The 16,564-nt window shown below is 48.3% G+C and carries 10 protein-coding genes; 3 read left to right on the plus strand and 7 right to left on the minus strand.

Annotated features, from left to right (window positions below):
• Positions 1-7: 7 nt before the first annotated feature.
• From ACTHMC_RS18395 to ACTHMC_RS18425, 7 genes are all read right to left on the minus strand, one after another.
• A complete protein-coding gene (locus tag ACTHMC_RS18395; RefSeq protein WP_440415279.1) occupies positions 8-2,392 on the minus strand; it encodes an ABC transporter permease in 2,385 nt (794 codons plus the stop codon).
• Between the two features lie 44 nt (positions 2,393-2,436).
• On the minus strand, positions 2,437-4,860 hold the full coding sequence (locus ACTHMC_RS18400) for an ABC transporter permease (RefSeq protein ID WP_440415281.1): 2,424 nt from the start codon (positions 4,858-4,860) through the stop codon (positions 2,437-2,439).
• 18 nt (positions 4,861-4,878) lie between these two features.
• Positions 4,879-7,329, minus strand: a complete 2,451-nt coding sequence (locus ACTHMC_RS18405) for an FtsX-like permease family protein (protein ID WP_440415283.1) — start codon at positions 7,327-7,329, stop codon at positions 4,879-4,881.
• Positions 7,330-7,347: 18 nt separating this feature from the next.
• Positions 7,348-9,714, minus strand: a complete 2,367-nt coding sequence (locus tag ACTHMC_RS18410; protein WP_440415285.1) for an ABC transporter permease — start codon at positions 9,712-9,714, stop codon at positions 7,348-7,350.
• A 69-nt stretch (positions 9,715-9,783) separates the two neighbouring features.
• Positions 9,784-10,461, minus strand: a complete 678-nt coding sequence (locus ACTHMC_RS18415; RefSeq protein WP_440415287.1) for an ABC transporter ATP-binding protein — start codon at positions 10,459-10,461, stop codon at positions 9,784-9,786.
• A gap of 23 nt (positions 10,462-10,484) precedes the next feature.
• Entirely contained in the window at positions 10,485-10,703 is a 219-nt protein-coding gene (locus ACTHMC_RS18420; protein WP_440415289.1) for a hypothetical protein, read from the minus strand.
• A 10-nt stretch (positions 10,704-10,713) separates the two neighbouring features.
• On the minus strand, positions 10,714-11,970 hold the full coding sequence (locus ACTHMC_RS18425; protein WP_440415291.1) for an efflux RND transporter periplasmic adaptor subunit: 1,257 nt from the start codon (positions 11,968-11,970) through the stop codon (positions 10,714-10,716).
• 333 nt (positions 11,971-12,303) lie between these two features.
• Here ACTHMC_RS18425 and ACTHMC_RS18430 point away from each other — a divergent pair, with 333 nt between their 5' ends.
• From ACTHMC_RS18430 to ACTHMC_RS18440, 3 genes are all read left to right on the plus strand, one after another.
• Positions 12,304-13,662: a sigma-54-dependent transcriptional regulator gene (locus ACTHMC_RS18430; protein WP_440415293.1), complete on the plus strand. Its 1,359-nt coding sequence runs from the start codon at positions 12,304-12,306 to the stop codon at positions 13,660-13,662.
• A 2-nt stretch (positions 13,663-13,664) separates the two neighbouring features.
• Positions 13,665-15,011, plus strand: a complete 1,347-nt coding sequence (locus ACTHMC_RS18435; RefSeq protein WP_440415295.1) for a sensor histidine kinase — start codon at positions 13,665-13,667, stop codon at positions 15,009-15,011.
• Positions 15,012-15,428: 417 nt separating this feature from the next.
• Positions 15,429-16,544, plus strand: a complete 1,116-nt coding sequence (locus ACTHMC_RS18440; protein ID WP_440415297.1) for a hypothetical protein — start codon at positions 15,429-15,431, stop codon at positions 16,542-16,544.
• Positions 16,545-16,564: the final 20 nt, after the last annotated feature.

Raw genomic sequence — 16,564 nt, forward strand, 5'->3', positions numbered from 1 at the left:
ATTGATTTTATTCAGTTCTCAATGATTTGACCGGGTTGGCAATGGCTGCTTTCACGGCCTGGAAGCTGATGGTGATCAGTCCGATGAGCAGGGCTGCCACTCCCGCAATGACAAATACATACCAGCCGATATTGATCCGGAAGGCAAAGTTCTGCAGCCATTTCTGCATGAAGTACCAGGCAACAGGCGCTGCCACCAGGAATGAGATAGCTGCCAGCCAAATGAATTCCCTGGAGAGCAGGTGCAGGATATTGGGAACGCTGGCGCCCATCACTTTCCTGATGCCGATCTCCTTGGTACGCTGCATGGTGCTGTATGCAGTGAGGCCCAGCAAACCAAGACAGGAGATGAAGATGGCAAGTCCTGCGAAATTGAGGAAGAGTTTGCCGAATCGTTGTTCATCCCTGTATTGACGGTCGAAGATCTCATCAATGAAAGTGTAGGAGAAGGGCAGATTGGGGATCATTTCCTTCCATTGTTTTTCAATGGCAGCGATGGTGGCAGGGATCTGTCCGGCAGCCACATTTACTGTCAGGTGATCATAACCACCGTTCTCAGACATGCGCATGGTGAGCGGTTTGATCTCCGTTTGCAGGCTGGTGTAATTGAAATCCTTCATGATGCCGATGATCTGGCCTTCGCGGCCCCATTGCCTGAAACGCTTGCCGATGGCTTTTTTGGGATCGGAATAGCCGAACATCCTCACAGCCGATTCATTCATCACGATGGACTTTGTGGTATCCGTCATGAAGTCTCGCGAGAATCTTCTGCCGGCCACCATCGGAATATCTAACTGGTCCATATAATCGAAGTCCACGAAGATAAGGTTGAGATTGGCGATCTGCATTTCTCCGTTGGTATTTTCAATTTCGGAGTAAGCGCCATTCCACCCCGCACCGGGAACGCTGGAGCCCAGTGATACCGATCTCACACCGGGAATGCTCCTGATCTTTTCTTTGAATGTTTTCTGTGCACTGGTGCCTTCGGTGGCGATCACCAGCATCTGGTCTTTCTTGAAGCCAAGATCGCGGCTGCGCATATAATTTGTCTGATAGTATACCACCATAGTGGCTATTATCAGTGCTATGGAAATGGAAAATTGTGCAACCACCAGTCCTTTTCTGAGCAGTATGCCTTTGGTGCCGGTAGCGAACCTTCCTTTCAATACCACGATGGGCCTGAACCTTGCCAGTACCAGTGCGGGATAGATCCCTGCCAGCAGGCCGATGCCCAACGCTGCCAGGAAAAGATAACTGATGTATTTCCAGTTGGTGAATACACCCGGACTGATGATCTTTCCTGCCAGGTTATTGAACATGGAAAGGAAGAGGGCAGTCAGCAGTAAAGACAGACCGAAGGCGATGATACTGATAATGATGGATTCGCCGAGGAACTGACTTACCAGCTGGAATTTGCCTGCGCCGGCCACTTTGCGGATCCCCACTTCCTTGGCCCGTTCCGTGGACCTTGCCGTAGTAAGGTTCACGAAATTGATACAGGCAATGCTCAGAATGAAGATGGCCACTATCGAGAAGATATAGACATTATTGATATTGCCGCTTTTGCCATCATTGCTGTCTGAATAGAGATAAACTGATCTGAGTGGTTTGAGGAAGAGGGTCACCCACATTTTCATATCGTCCATTTCCTTTCCAACTCTTCTTGTAAGAAAACCGGGCAGCTTTTTTTCGAGCGCGGCCGCATCTGTTCCGGGTTTGAGCAAGAGGTAAGCGTCTGCGCCATAGTTGCCCCATTGCTTATCGATACCCGGGGCCCATTCTTTGGTGATGGAGCTCATGCTGAAAAGGACGGTGCCTGCCATCTGCGTATTCTCAGGCAGGTCTTTCATCAGGCCGGTAACCTTACCTGGTCTGCCGCCGTCGCTGAGCAGCAGGGTCTTGCCCATTGGGTTCTCGTTGCCGAAATATTTTTTTGCCGCCGTTTCTGTCAAAACAATTGAAAAAGGATCTGTCAGTGCTTTATCGGGATCCCCTTCAAGCAGTTTCCAGCCAAAGACGCGGAAGGCGGCTGAATCCACGAACATGATCTTATCTTCCTTGAATTTTATATCGCCATTGCGGATGATCATATTGCTGTTATTGATCCGCACAAACTCTTCCACTTCAGGAAATTCATCTTTCAGGTTTTGCGCCACGGCCCACGCAGGGCCACCGGCATGCAATACTTCCGTAGGTGTTTTAATATCCGCTGCTACTTTATAGATGCGATCTGCCTTTGGATGGAAGTTTTCATAACTCATTTCAAACTTCACGTAGAGGAAGATCAGGAAGCAGGCCGTCATACCAATGGTAAGCCCCATGATATTGATGAACGAAAAAGCGCGGTGCCTCCAGAGATTTCGGAACGCTGATTTGAGATAATTTCTGAACATAGAACAAGTTGTTTTAAGAGATGGCTATACTATACCTGAATGAACTATTCGCTTCTCAGGCTTTTTACCGGGTTGGCCAGTGCAGCACGCACTGCTTTGTATCCTACGGTGATCCAGGCAATGCCCAGTGATATAATGATGGCCAGCAGGAATACTCCTGCACCGATATCGATCCGGAATACGAACTCCTGCAACCAGTTGCTCATCATCCACCAGGCCAGTGGTGTGGCAATCAGGAATGCCACCGTGATCAGGATGGTGAACTCTTTAGAGAAGAGATAAACGATATTACCGGTGCTTGCGCCCAGTACTTTCCGGATGCCCACTTCTTTTGTTTTCTGAACGGCCATGAAGCTTACCAGTCCGTATAATCCCAGGCAGGAAATGAAGATGGCCAGCCCTGCAAAGAATTTGTAGAGCCTGCTCAGTTGTTCTTCCATCCTGTAAAAATTGGCGATGCTTTCATCCACGAAAAAGCTGCTGTAAGCGTATTCGGGATAGAATTTATCCCAGGTCTGTTGAATGGATTTTGCCGTTGACGAAAGGCCGGCGGTATTCATTTTTATGGCAACCTGGTCATAGCGCTTGCTGTTTGATGAAATTTCGAGAGGCTTGATGTCTTCACGGAGTGAATTCGTTTTAAAATCCTTCACTACTCCCACGATGGTTTTCCAGCGGCTTCTTCCCAGCCGCATTTCTTTGCCGATCACTTCTTCCGGATTTTTAGCGCCCACTTTTTTCACGAAAGTCTGATTCACTACAAATTCTGCAATGGTATCGCTGGCCCTGGGAGCGCGGCCGGCAACCAGTTCGAGTCCATATGTTTTGAAATAATCTTCATCACCGAATTTGTGGAAGATATCAAAGGGCTCGTCGTCACCCTTATGATCATAGGTGAAATTGGAAGCTGAATTGTTATCGGAGCTCGGCACATCGGAATTGCTGCTCACGCTTACTACTCCGGGCAGTTGCTGCAAGGCAGCTTTGAATGCTTTCTGACGGGCGATAATGGAACTGTCTGCCCTGCCGGTGACCACCATTACGGCTTCTTTTTTGAAACCGAGATCGGCATTTCGTACAAAATTCATTTGTGTGATAGCGATGATAGTCCCAATGATCAGCACCTGTGAAATAGTGAACTGCAAAGTAACCAGTCCTCTTCTTACTGAGATGCCGCCCACGGAGGCGGAAGTGATCTTGTTCTTCAATGCCAGTGCCGGGCGGAAGCCGCTGAGCACCAGTGCGGGGTAGGCTCCGGCCAGGAAAGTGATGGTAAGTATCACGCCTCCCAGGAAGAGCATATTGACTGCAGTAAAGAGCGTAGGTATTTCCTGGATGGATACGAATGTTTTAATAAAAGGGAGCGCCAGCCTGGTCAGCAACAGCGCCAGGATCACAGAGATCATTACTATCACAAATGTTTCACCCATCATCTGCCAGAACAGTTGCCAGCGGTTACCGCCCAATACTTTTCTGACACCTACTTCGCGCGAGCGGCCAATAGCCTGTGCCGTACTGAGATTCACAAAATTGATGCAGGCCATTACAATGATGAGCAAACCAATGAGCGTAAGTGTAAGTAAAGATCCTTTGCTGATCACATGGTCGCCGAAGTGACCGCCATACCGCTCGTTATGATGGAGATCGGAGAGGGGTTGAAGAACGGCCCTGCGACTATTGTCTGTTTTATCACCGCTGTAATGTTCCTTGCTGATGGTATTGAGTTGCTGTTGTAACTGAGCCTGACTGATATTGTCCGGCAGCATGACCATTATCTGGCTGTTACTGCTGAGTGTACCCCAATCACGGGTCCAGCCATAATCTTTGATGGCTGGAAGGGTGGCATAGGATGTAAGGATGGTCATGGGCAGGTCTGTATTCAGAGGCTGATCTTCAAATACGCCGCCTATTTTCAGCACATAGCTGTTATCCAGGCGAAGTAATTGTCCCATTGCATCCTGCCATTTGCCGAAATATTTTTCAGCCGTGCTTTTGTTGAGCACGGTGATATTGGGTTCTTTGAGAACGGCGGCAGAACCTTCCAGCCAATTCACATCAAACATGCTGAAGTACTCCGGTTCTATGAAATAAGTGCCACTTTCTTCCAGGAATTTCTTCTCGATATTGGTTCCTTTTTCATGCTGCCCGATCACGGTGAACTGGCTGCCGAAATGCGCATTGAAGCCAGCTACTTTTATATCGGGCAGTTGGGTGCGCAGCAATTCTATTGCCGGAAAAGGAGCCCCTGGATTGTAGTCCAGCCCATCGGCATCGTTATCTTCCGTAACCACACGATAAATGCTGGAATAGTTCTTATTGAATTTCTCGTAGGAGTTCTCATACCTGATAACGATGAAGAGGAGCAGACAGGCGGCAATGCCAATGGCCAGTCCGGCCACATTGATGGCGGAATATCCTTTGTGGCGTAATACATTCCGGATGGCGATCTTCAGATAATTCTTTATCATGATTTCTACTTTTCGGTTTTATTCAGAACGCAGGCTTTTCACGGGATCGGCCAGCGCGGCACGTATGGTTTGAAGGCTGAGTGTTACCAGTGCTACCAGGATGGTGAGACCGCCTGTAACCAGGAAGAGCCACCAGCTGATATTGGTTCTGTAGGCAAACTGCTGCAGCCATTGATGAAGCCCGATCCATGCCAGGGGTATGGCAATGAGAAGGGCTATCGCCACCAGTGCGATGATATCCTTAGACAGCATGGTCACTATCTGGGTTACAGAAGCCCCCAACACTTTTCTCACCCCGATCTCCTTGGTGCGCTGAACGGTGGTGAATGTTACAAGTCCCAGTAAACCGAGGCAACTGATGAGGATGGCCAGGCCGGCGGTCCAGGCCATCAGCCTGCTGGTTTTCTGTTCAGACTCGTATGCATTGGCGAGTGATTCATCAAAGAAATTGGCTTTATAATCGAGGTCGGGGTACACGGATTTGAATGCCTGTTCAGCCTTTGCCAGCGCGTTCTTCCAGGTACTGCCGTCTGCGTTCTGCGGATGCAGCAGCACATGCATGGTGGTAAGCCTGCTGCCCTGATTGCTGATCGCCAGGGGGCGGATAGCTTCATGCAGGGTCTTCTGATTGAAGTCGTGCACCACACCGGCAACAGGAATATTCTTGTCATCCCAGCTCAGTGTAATTCCAACAGCATCGGCAGGATTGCTGAATCCCAGCAGTTTTGCGTAGGTCTGGTTGATGAGCAGTTCAGAAAGTGTATCGCTCTGCCGGGTATTTCTTCCTGCCACAATTGGCAGCTGGTATACGTTCACATAATTACTGTCGCCAACTTTTATATCGATGCTGGCTTCAATTTCTTTCTGACCATTAACGTATTTGATGGTGCTGGTCCAGATGCTTCTGCTGGCCGGCGGGTGGCCGCCAATGCTCACCATCGCTATCTCGGGTATGGCCCTGAGTTTGGCTGCCAGCAATTCTCTTTTCTGCGGGTTGTTTTCTCCCCAGGGTGTTCTGATGAATACGATGGCGTCTTTGCGTATACCGATATCCTTGTTAAGGGTATAACTCACCTGTTTGCTTACCAGCAGGGTGGCAACAATGAAAACCTGTGCCACTACAAACTGGGAAACGGTCAGTGATTTGCGGAGGATCACTCTTCTCGTATGTGCATTACCGGTAGATGAATAGTTTTTAAGCACCTGAACCGGCCTGAATCCTGAAAGGACCAGTGCTGGATAGATGCCAGACAGGAAACTGACCACCAATACCATTGCAGCCAGGAAGATCCAGATACCTGGATCGCCTGTTGCGGGAAATTGAATGCCTGGCGGAATAAAGTCTGCAAAGAGCCGCAGCGCCAGGGGAGTAAGCAGGCAGGATAAAACAGTGGCAAGAAGGGTGAGCAGGAATGTTTCACCCATGAACTGAACGATGAGTTGCTTTTTACTGCTGCCCATGGTCTTTCTGATACCGATCTCTTTGGCGCGGGTACTGCTTTGTGCAGTGGTAAGATTGATGAAGTTGATACAGCCAAGCAGTAATAAAAATCCTGCAATGGTGAGCAGTCCGTATAAAGTGTTTTTGTTGGCAAGGCGATGATCGAAATTGCCGTAACGCCCATCAAAATGGATTTCCGTGAGTGGCTGTAATGTATAGAACTGATCATCGGAATTTTTTAAATCGCGCGGGAAGTTTTTTCTGAACAGACCGGTCACCTGCCTTTCGATACCGGCTGGTGATGTACCTGCAGGAAGCTTTACCAGGATCTGGTTGTCATTGGTGGTGTTGTCCCACTCATTCCAGTCGTGTGGCTGCATACCGGGCCTGGTCAGTGTGCTGTAAGACAGAAACCCGATGAACCTGAAGTCGGTTCTGTCTGTTCTTGTTTTAACGATGCCGCTGACCGTGGTGATCAGGGTATCTTCCAGGTACAACTGTTTTCCGGCTAATTGCTCGTATGGTATGCCTGGAAAATATTTGTCGGCGCTTTCCGTGGTAAGCACTACCTGATTGGGATTGCTGAGGGAAGCATCCGGTGTGCCGCTGAGCCATTGATAGGGCAGTATCTTAAAGTAAGAAGGGTAGGTGTATATAAAACCTTCCTGGTTCTTGAAAATGGCTTTTTGTTCGCTCCCGGGATTCACGCTCACTTTCAGCATATCGGAAAGAGAGCGCAATGGTGCTGCTTCTTCGAGGCCGGTGATATTGGTGGGAATGGCGTTTACGAGTGGAACATTCACGCCGCAGTTATAGAATCTGTCGTCTGCAGAAATGAAGTTGGACACCACCCGGTAGATCCTTTTGTGATCAGGCACGGCACGTTCAAAACTGAAATCCCAGCTCACCATCAGGTAGATCACCAGTGCGGCGCAGATCCCGATGCTCAGGCCCAGTATATTCAATACTGTAAAGGCTTTGTTCTTCCAAAGGCTTCTGAAGGCGGTGTATAAATATGTTTTGAACATGGGATAAGTTTTGATGTTTTATTCGCTTCTCAGGCTGCGGGTTGGATTGGCCATGGCCGCCCTGATTGAATTATAACTCACTGTTGCCAGTGCGATCAGGATAGCGCCGCCGCCAGCCAGCAGGAATACCCACCACTGTATGCTGATGCGGTAACTGTAATCCTGCAACCAGGTGTGCATGGCCCACCAGGCAATGGGTGTGGCAATAACGATGCTCACTACCACCAGCGCCAGGAAATCCCTCGATAGTAAGGAAGTGATATTGAAAACGGAAGCGCCCAGCACTTTCCGTACACCGATTTCTTTCACGCGGTTCTCTGCCATATAAGTAGCCAGCGCAAACAAGCCCAGGCATGAAATGAAAATAGTGAGGCCGGCAAAGAGACTGGCGAGGGTGCCGATCCGCTTTTCATCGTTGAATTTCTTTTCGTATTCGGTGTCTGCGAATTTGAAAGCGAAGGGAAATTCAGGATTGTATTTTTTGAAGACCTCTTCCATGGCTTTCAGGTTATCAGCTACAGGGCGGTTGGGATTCAGGCGAAGATGCACCACATTGAACCAGCCTTTGGGTCCTGCGATCACCAAGGGACTGATGGGGGAATAGGGAGATCCCAGGATAACGTCTTTCACCACACCAACGATGGTCCAGTCGCTTTCCATATCGTGATAAGTTTTGCCAATGGGGTCTTTGAAGCCCATCACTTTTGCAGCGGATTCATTGATGAGGGCAGAGAGTGAGTCTCCGGGAAAATCTTTCAGGTTGATATCCCGACCTTTCACAATGGTAAAGCCGGCGGTTTTTACGAGGTCGCCATCAGTACAGAAGCGGTCCAGCACTATTTTTTTAGATTGATCCTTTCCTTCCCATTCGATGCCCCAGGTATTGCTCCAGCTTTCAGTGAGTGGTGCGCTGGTTTTGCTTAAGGCGGTGATGGCGCTTGCATTCAGGAGTTCCTGTTTGATCACTTGGAGGTTCTTATCTATCTCCTGGCTAAGGAAAACGTACCCCAGATCAGACCTGTTGTATCCTGCATCCCTGTCTTGCGCATGTTTGATCTGCTGACGGATGATGATGGTGCACACGATGAGAATAATAGCGATGGAGAACTGTGTCACCACCAGCACTTTCCTGGGAGTGATCAGCGCCTGGGCCTTGTGCAGACTGCCTTTCAGCACTTTGATCGGGCGGAATGAACTGAGATAAAAAGCAGGGTAACTGCCTGCCAGCAGTCCGGTGAACAGCACAAATCCCGATGCCGCCAGCCAGAAATAAATGCTGTTGAATGGTATGGAAAGTACTTTGCTTACAAGTTTATTGAATGATGGCAGACTGAGCTGCACAATGATCAGGGCTACGAGGCCCGATAATATTGCCAGGATAATGCTTTCTCCCAGGAATTGCCCGATGAGTGAACCGCGTTGGGCACCCACTACTTTCCGGATACCTACTTCACGCGCTCTCTTTTCACTTCTGGCTGTGCTGAGGTTCATGAAGTTGATACAGGCGATCAGCAGGATCAGGCCGGCAATCACCAGGAATAATTTTACCAGACCGATCCTTCCACCCACATTCACTCCATTCTCAAACTGACCGTACAGGCGTTGTTTGCTTACTGCATGGAGGAATACTTCAATGTCTTCTTGTCCTTTGGAATGATCGATGGTCACTTTCCTTATCTTCTGGTTCAGTGCATTCACATCCACGCCTGGCTTGAGTTTGAGGAATGTACCTACAGAGTTGTTTCCCCACCATTCATCGTCCCATCCCAGTTTTTTCATGTACAGCCAGGGTATCAGCATCTCGAATTTGAAATGTGAATTGTTCGGGGGATCGCTCACTATACCGGTCACTGTGAAATTGCTGGCTTCGGTGTAGGGGTTCATGGAGATCACTTTTCCCATGGGGTTTTCTTTACCGAAAAGTTTTTCAGCAGTTGATTCTGTCAGTACTACCGAGTAGGTACCGTCGAGCAGTTTATCCGGGTTTCCCTGTTTTATTTTGAAGTCGAATATTTTCAGGAAATCAGGATCGGTAAAGAGCCCTCTGGCATTGATCCGCTTGTCGCCTGCTTTCATTACAACGTTGGCGTCCGTGGAGCGGCTCATATATTCCACATCAGGATATTCCGCTTTTAAGGTGGGGCCCAGAATTTTTGGGGTAGAGCCCCATACCTGCAGTTTGCCATCGAACTCGGAGCGGTTCATGGCTTTGTACAAACGGTCCTGGTCTGAATAGAAGCGGTCGTAGCTGAACTCATCCTGCACCCAGAGCAGGATGAGGATGGCGCTGGCCATTCCTATGCTCAGTCCAAGTATATTGATCGCTGAGAAGCGTTTATTCTTCCAGAGATTGCGCCAGGCGATTTTAAAGTAGTTTCTCAACATGGTGATCCGTTTGTTTCAGGTGGGGTTAAAAAATCATGGCTATACTTGATGATCAGATCATGGAAGGGATCAGACCATAATATTTTCAGTGACGGCTTGTCCGTCGAGCATCCTGATAATGCGATGGCTGAAGCGTGAGTCGTGCTCGGAGTGCGTTACCATCACAATGGTGGTACCCTGTTCATTGAGGTCTGTGAGCAGCGTCATCACTTCATTACCATTGGAGCTGTCCAGGTTACCGGTAGGCTCATCCGCCAGGATCAGTTTGGGGTTGTTCACCACGGCGCGGGCAACGGCCACACGCTGTTGCTGACCACCGGACAATTGTTGCGGATAGTGTTTGCGGCGGTGCATGATCTGCATTTTATCCAGCACTTCGTCCACACGTTTTTTGCGTTCCGCGGATTTAACGCCAGTATAGATCAGGGGCAGTTCCACATTCTCGTACACGGTGAGCTCATCGATGAGGTTGAAGCTCTGGAAAACGAAGCCGATATTGTGTTTGCGGAGGTCGGCCCTTTTTCTTTCATTGAAGTTGGCCACTTCAATACCGTTGAAGATAAAGCTACCGGCATCGGGATCATCCAGCAGGCCGAGGATATTCAGCAGGGTGGATTTTCCGCAGCCTGAAGGGCCCATCACAGCAACAAACTCGCCTTCCTTCACTTCCAGGGTCAGTTTGTTGAGTGCAACGGTTTCCACTTCTTCCGTGCGGTATACTTTTTCGAGATTGGTGATCTTGATCATATTGTTTTGATTGAATAAACGATTTAGTGAATGTAGAGGTTACAGGAGGGGAGCAGGTTCCGCAAAGGCAGGAAATCCGTTCCTTCATCTTCCTCCGGCATTGTTTCTTCTACGGCCCTGATGATGAAGGGGGCTCTCACCTGTTGTCCGTCACATACGATCCCGGTTGTGTTGGGCCATGCAAAGAGCACGCAGCCAAGTACAAGAAGGGTGGTGTAAATGATCCTGTTTTGAATTTTCATACGAGGTGATTTACTCTTTTTTCAATATCAGTTCCTGCATTTTGTCGTAGTTCTCATAACTCGACGTGATCACTTTGTCGCCGGGTTTCAGCCCTTTCAGCACTTCATAGTAATCAGGGTTCTGACGGCCGAGCTGGATATCCACTTTGAAAGCAGTTTTTCCGTCGTCGCTCAGTTTGAAGATGGAATTTCCACCTGTCTGCTGGTAGAAACCGCCTTTGGCGAGCAGGAGGGCTTCTGTCTCATCGCTGAGTGCGAGGCGGATCTGCAGGGTCTGTCCGCGGCGGATACCCTGGGGTTTCTCACCTACAAATTCCATATCCACCTGAAAACGGCCATTGGTTACCTGTGTGAACACTTTAATGATGCGGAGCTTGTATGCTTTGTTGGCAAAAGTGAACTCACCTTCCAGGCCGGTGTAGATGCGGGAGATATAATGTTCATCGATGTCTGCGCGTACTTTGAAGCCGCTGAGTACGTCTATCTGTCCCAGTCTTTCTCCCTTGTTCTTGTTCTGACCGATCTCTGCCTCCAGGGAGGTGAGCTGTCCGTCAACGGGTGCACGAACGATCAGGTCGCCCACTTTTTTGCGGTTGAGGTCCAGCGTGGATTTGGAGCGCTGGTAGAGTTCTCGCGCCTGCTCAACACTCTGGCGGGTGGTGATACTGTCCTGCTGCATGATCTGGTCAGTCAGTTTCTTTTTCTGTACCTGGTAGATATAATTGTTTTCGGATTTCTTGAATTCCTGTGCACCGATCACTTTCTCTGCGTAGAGTTTCTTGTTGAGGTTGTACTCGCGTTCAGCTTCTTTGAGGGTGTTCTCCACATCGGTGAGCTGGTTGAGCTTGGTAACGGTGTTCTGCTGGGCAGCATTGTTGGCGATCTGCATTTGGGTGAGCAGGTTGTACACGCTGGTTTCCTGGTTCACCAGGCTGAGGGCCAGGTCGGTATTGGAGAGGCGGAGGATGGGTTGGCCTTTCTTCATCACGGCGCCGTCTTCCACAAATTTCTCTTCCACACGGCCACCTTCGAGTGCATCCAGGTAAATGGTGGTGATGGGGAGCACCACGCCATTCACGGGAATGAATTCCTGGAAAGTGCCTTTGCGGACCTCACTGATAGTGATCCTGTCCACATTCACATTCAGCCGGCTTTTACCGGAGGTAAAATAATAACTGGCGGTAATGAGGATAAGGATGGCAACAACTCCAGAGATTGTCAGCAACTTTTTGGTGGTCCACTTCTTTTTGGCAATAACTCGATCCACAGTATGATAGTTTTAAGATGTTTCTTTTTAAAAATGGCCGCCCGGAGGTTCAGGCCGGGCGACCCTGAATTTTAAACACAACTCTTATGAGAGAAAAACAACTGCACATCCAATATCACAACGCTGTGCCAGTTTAGAAGATCTATGAAAACCAGTAAGTTAAGGCCGTGGTAACCGGGCTGCTGTACTGTTGCGTTACACTTTGTGTCCGCTTTTGATACAGTGCCCTGAAGGCGGGTTTACGGTATAAAAAATTGTTTGCCATGGCTTTGTAATTATGGTATAATTGTAGTTGGGTTTTGTTGCATAAAACAGAATATTTATTTTATTACCATGTCGCTGAAGAATGCCTCGATACTAGTTATAGACGATGACCAGGATGTACTGACCGCTGTAAGACTGCTGCTGAAGACCGAAGCCAAAGAAGTGGTGACGGAAAAGAACCCGGAGAATATCCGGAACCTGCTTTCCAAACAGCCCTTCGACGTGATCCTGCTGGATATGAATTTCAACAGCAGCATCAATACCGGTAATGAAGGCATTTACTGGCTGGGAAAGATCAAAGAATTAAAATCGGAAGCTGCTGTGATCATGATCACGGCCTACGGGGATATCGATCTGGCCGTGCGTTCCCTCAAGGAAGGCGCCGCCGATTTTGTGGTGAAGCCCTGGCATAACGAAAAACTCATCATTACCATCAGGGAAGCGCTCAAACGCAAAGGGAAAGCAGCCTCCGCACCCAGTTTCCGGGCAGACTCCGTCATCGGCACGGAACTGCTGGGAGAATCTGAAGTGATGCAGGATATTTTTCATAAGATCGAAAAGATCGCTCCCACGGATGCCAATATCCTGATCCTGGGAGAGAATGGCACCGGTAAGGATCTGATTGCCAAAGCCATCCACCAGCAATCATTGCGGTCCGACAAAGTATATGTGAAGGTGGATGTGGGCGCCTTGACGGAAAGCCTGTTTGAAAGTGAACTGTTCGGCCATAAGAAAGGTGCGTTTACGGATGCTCGTGAGGACAGGATCGGCCGGTTTGAAGCAGCCAACGGAGGCACCATCTTCCTGGATGAGATCGGGAATATAGGGCTGCACCAGCAGGCAAAACTGCTGAGCGTGCTGCAGAACAGGCAGGTGGTGAAACTGGGTACCAATATGCCGGTGGACATCAATATCCGGCTGATCTGCGCAACCAACGTGCCTTTGCCGGAACTGGCCAATGAAAGCCGTTTCCGGAAAGACCTGGTATACCGGATCAATACCGTGGAGATCATGGTGCCGCCACTACGGAAACGCGGCAACGATATCATTCTGCTGGCAAAACATTTCAGTAAGGTATACAGCAATAAATACCTGAAGCCTGTGCTGGAGTTCGATACAAAGGCCATGGAGAAATTGCTGGGATACCATTACCCGGGTAATATCCGTGAATTGCAGTATACCATCGAGCGGGCTGTGATCATGGCAGATGGAAATGTATTGCAGGCCTCCGATCTGATCTTTTCACCCATTGAATCGGCGCCTGCCACACAGGAGGATCAACCCGATGACCTGAAACTGAGCTCGGTGGAAAAGAACACTATTTTGCGTGTGATAGAAAAACACAATGGCAATATCACCAAGGCAGCGAAAGAGCTGGGATTGACGCGCACCGCGTTGTACCGCCGCCTCAGTAAATACGATATTTGAGTATGAGCTTTTTCAAAAGAACAGAGTGGAGGATCTTCATACGCGTGCTGGCGCTGTTTGTGACCATCAGTGTGAGCTGCCTGATCATCATCAAAGGATATTATGTATACCTGGTGGTGATGATACCGATTGTAATCGCCCAACTGGTGGACTTTTACAGGATCAACCGTAAAGCGCATGATGAACTGGGACAGTTTGTGGAGTCTGTGCATTACCGCGATTTCAGCAGGTACTTTGATGTGAAGCATGCCCCCGTTGATCTGCAGCCATTGCGGCAAGGATTCAACCAGATCAATACCACCATAAAAGATATCAGCAGGGAACGTGAAACCCAGTATCAGTATCTGCAGAAGATCCTGGAGCTCATAGACACGGGGATAATGATGTATAAAGAAGAAGATGGCACAGTGATGTGGATGAATGAAGCATTGAAGAATATGCTGCAGTTACCTTATCTCAAAACCATTCACAGCCTGCAGCGCAGGGATGAAGAGCTGTATCACCAGGTGGTTGCTTTGAAACCCGGCGACAGCAAGATCGGCACTGCGCACCTGGAAAAATCTCCTTTTAAGATATTGCTCTCTGCAACCGCTTTTCAAACGGATGGTGATAAATACAAGCTCATTGCTTTTCAGAATGTGAATGAGGCGTTGGATGAAACGGAATCCAAAGCCTGGCAGAAACTGCTGAGTGTAATGACGCATGAGATCATGAACTCCATTGCTCCGATATCTTCGCTGGCAGCCACTTTGAAAGGGAGGTTGCAGGAGATGAGCAAATCGCTTGATAATAATTCCGGAGATCTGGATGACCTGGAAGTGGGGATCGAAACGATCAAGAGAAGGAGTGAGGGATTGTTGAAATTTGCGGAGACTTATCGTAATCTGAACAAGATCACCGCACCTAATTTGCGGAAAGTATATGTGCGTGATCTGTTCGAGAATATGCACCAGTTGATGCAACCGACGCTGAATGCCAAAAAGATTGAGCTTGAAATAATATTAAAGGATCCGGACCTGATGCTGGATGCGGATACCAATCTGGTGGAGCAGGTGTTGATCAACCTGGTGGTAAATGCCATGGAAGCGGTTAAGGATCAGCGTGAGCCGCATATCATTTTATCTGCTTACTTAGCTTCTAACCGTAAGACGGTTATCCGGGTGTCTGATAATGGAACTGGTATGAGCGAGGAGGTATTGGAGAAGATCTTTATTCCTTTCTTCAGTACGAAGAAGAGTGGGAGTGGGATTGGGTTGAGCCTGTGTAAGCAGATCATGATGCTGCACAGGGGGCATATAACAGTGCAGAGTGTAGAGGGAGAGGGGACGGCGTTTGTATTGCAGTTTTAAGTATTCAGAAACTCCTGCTGACTATCTATGTATTAATATAGTGTTTTCATGCATAAAATCCTCTCTTTGATGTAAATCATGAAAATGCATAGAAACCATTAATATTGAAAAAATTATTTCCCAATGGATTCTTTGATTGGGAAATTATACTATTCTTGCATCTGAATAGTGACCATTAAACCAACAAAGTTCAGGTAATCATTCCTGATATTGAAACCCCCGAACCTTTCAGCGCAGGAGCTATCTTCTCTTCGCTTCAAGTTATGTTCATTCCTTTCGTTTCCTTCTGTTGTAATATGCGTCATTGGTACAATAAAGATTAGCCGGAGCCAGGTACTGGCAGGTTAACCTGTGTACTTCTTTTTACTGTTTCACAGCCCACATTCACTTATTACCTGACCAATTTTTATTTGGCTCATGACTAAATTCTATTGCCTGTTAACAGCAATGCTGTTTGTATTGTGCGCTGGTTATTCCCAGGTGGTGATACAGTTACAGGTCCCTCCGCTGGGCCTGACTATCAAGCCACAATTATGGAATCTAGCCTTGATGAATGGTACCCGGGAGCCGCTGAATGTGCGGCTGGAGGTGATTATCCGTGATATTGCCAGTGATCAGCAGGTATTGACAGGCACCACACGTTTGTTTACATTGCCGGAAGGTGGGATACAGGTTCAGGTGAAAGACGTGCTGCCGGTAGTTTACAGCTCAGGTTCTTCTCTTATTCCTGTTGATCCGAATCCGGATGGCTTTTTGCCGGTGGGCATCTTCAATATCTGCTATAGTCTTATCGGTAGTAAGAAGGGGGCGCCTGAAGAAGTGCTGGCTGAAACCTGCGAAACATTCGAGATAGAACCATTAAGCCCACCAATGCTGGTGATGCCGGCTAATGATGATTTTGCTGAAAGTACAAGACCCTTCTTTACCTGGCTGCCGCCAGCGCCCTTCCAGTTATTCTATAATATGCGCTTTGACCTGAAACTGGTGGAGGTCTTTCCTACGCAAAGTCCATCGGATGCCATTCAGCAGAATATTCCGATCACCTTGCAAGGCGCTATTCCCCTGTCTTCTTTTCAATACCCACTTACCATGCCGGAGCTGGATTCTTCCAAAACATATGCCTGGCAGGTGGTGGCGAAGAACGGTATTCTTCCTGTTGCCAATAGTGAGATCTGGACTTTCAGGGTTAAACAATATGGACAGGATACTACCAGGTTTCTGTCAAAAGGATATCACACCCGGCTTCGCAGGGAAGATGATGCTTCTTATATCATCGCATCAGAGAAGCTGATGTTCAGTTATGATCATGAGTACAGTGATTCTTCAGTGAATATCAGGCTGACCGATATCACGAATGCCATCAGAAGAACGGTGACCATTGATGAGCCTGCTTTGAAAGTCAGGTACGGCCAGAACCTGATCAACTTCGATCTGGGGCCGGTGAATGTTATTGATAAACATATATACCTGCTTGAGTTGATCAATATCAAGCAGGAGAAATGGTATTTGAAATTCGAATACCGCAAACCCTAATACAGCTTCTTTTTTAAATA

It is taken from the genome of Pseudobacter sp. (genome assembly GCF_051955275.1).
GTDB lineage: Bacteria > Bacteroidota > Bacteroidia > Chitinophagales > Chitinophagaceae > Pseudobacter.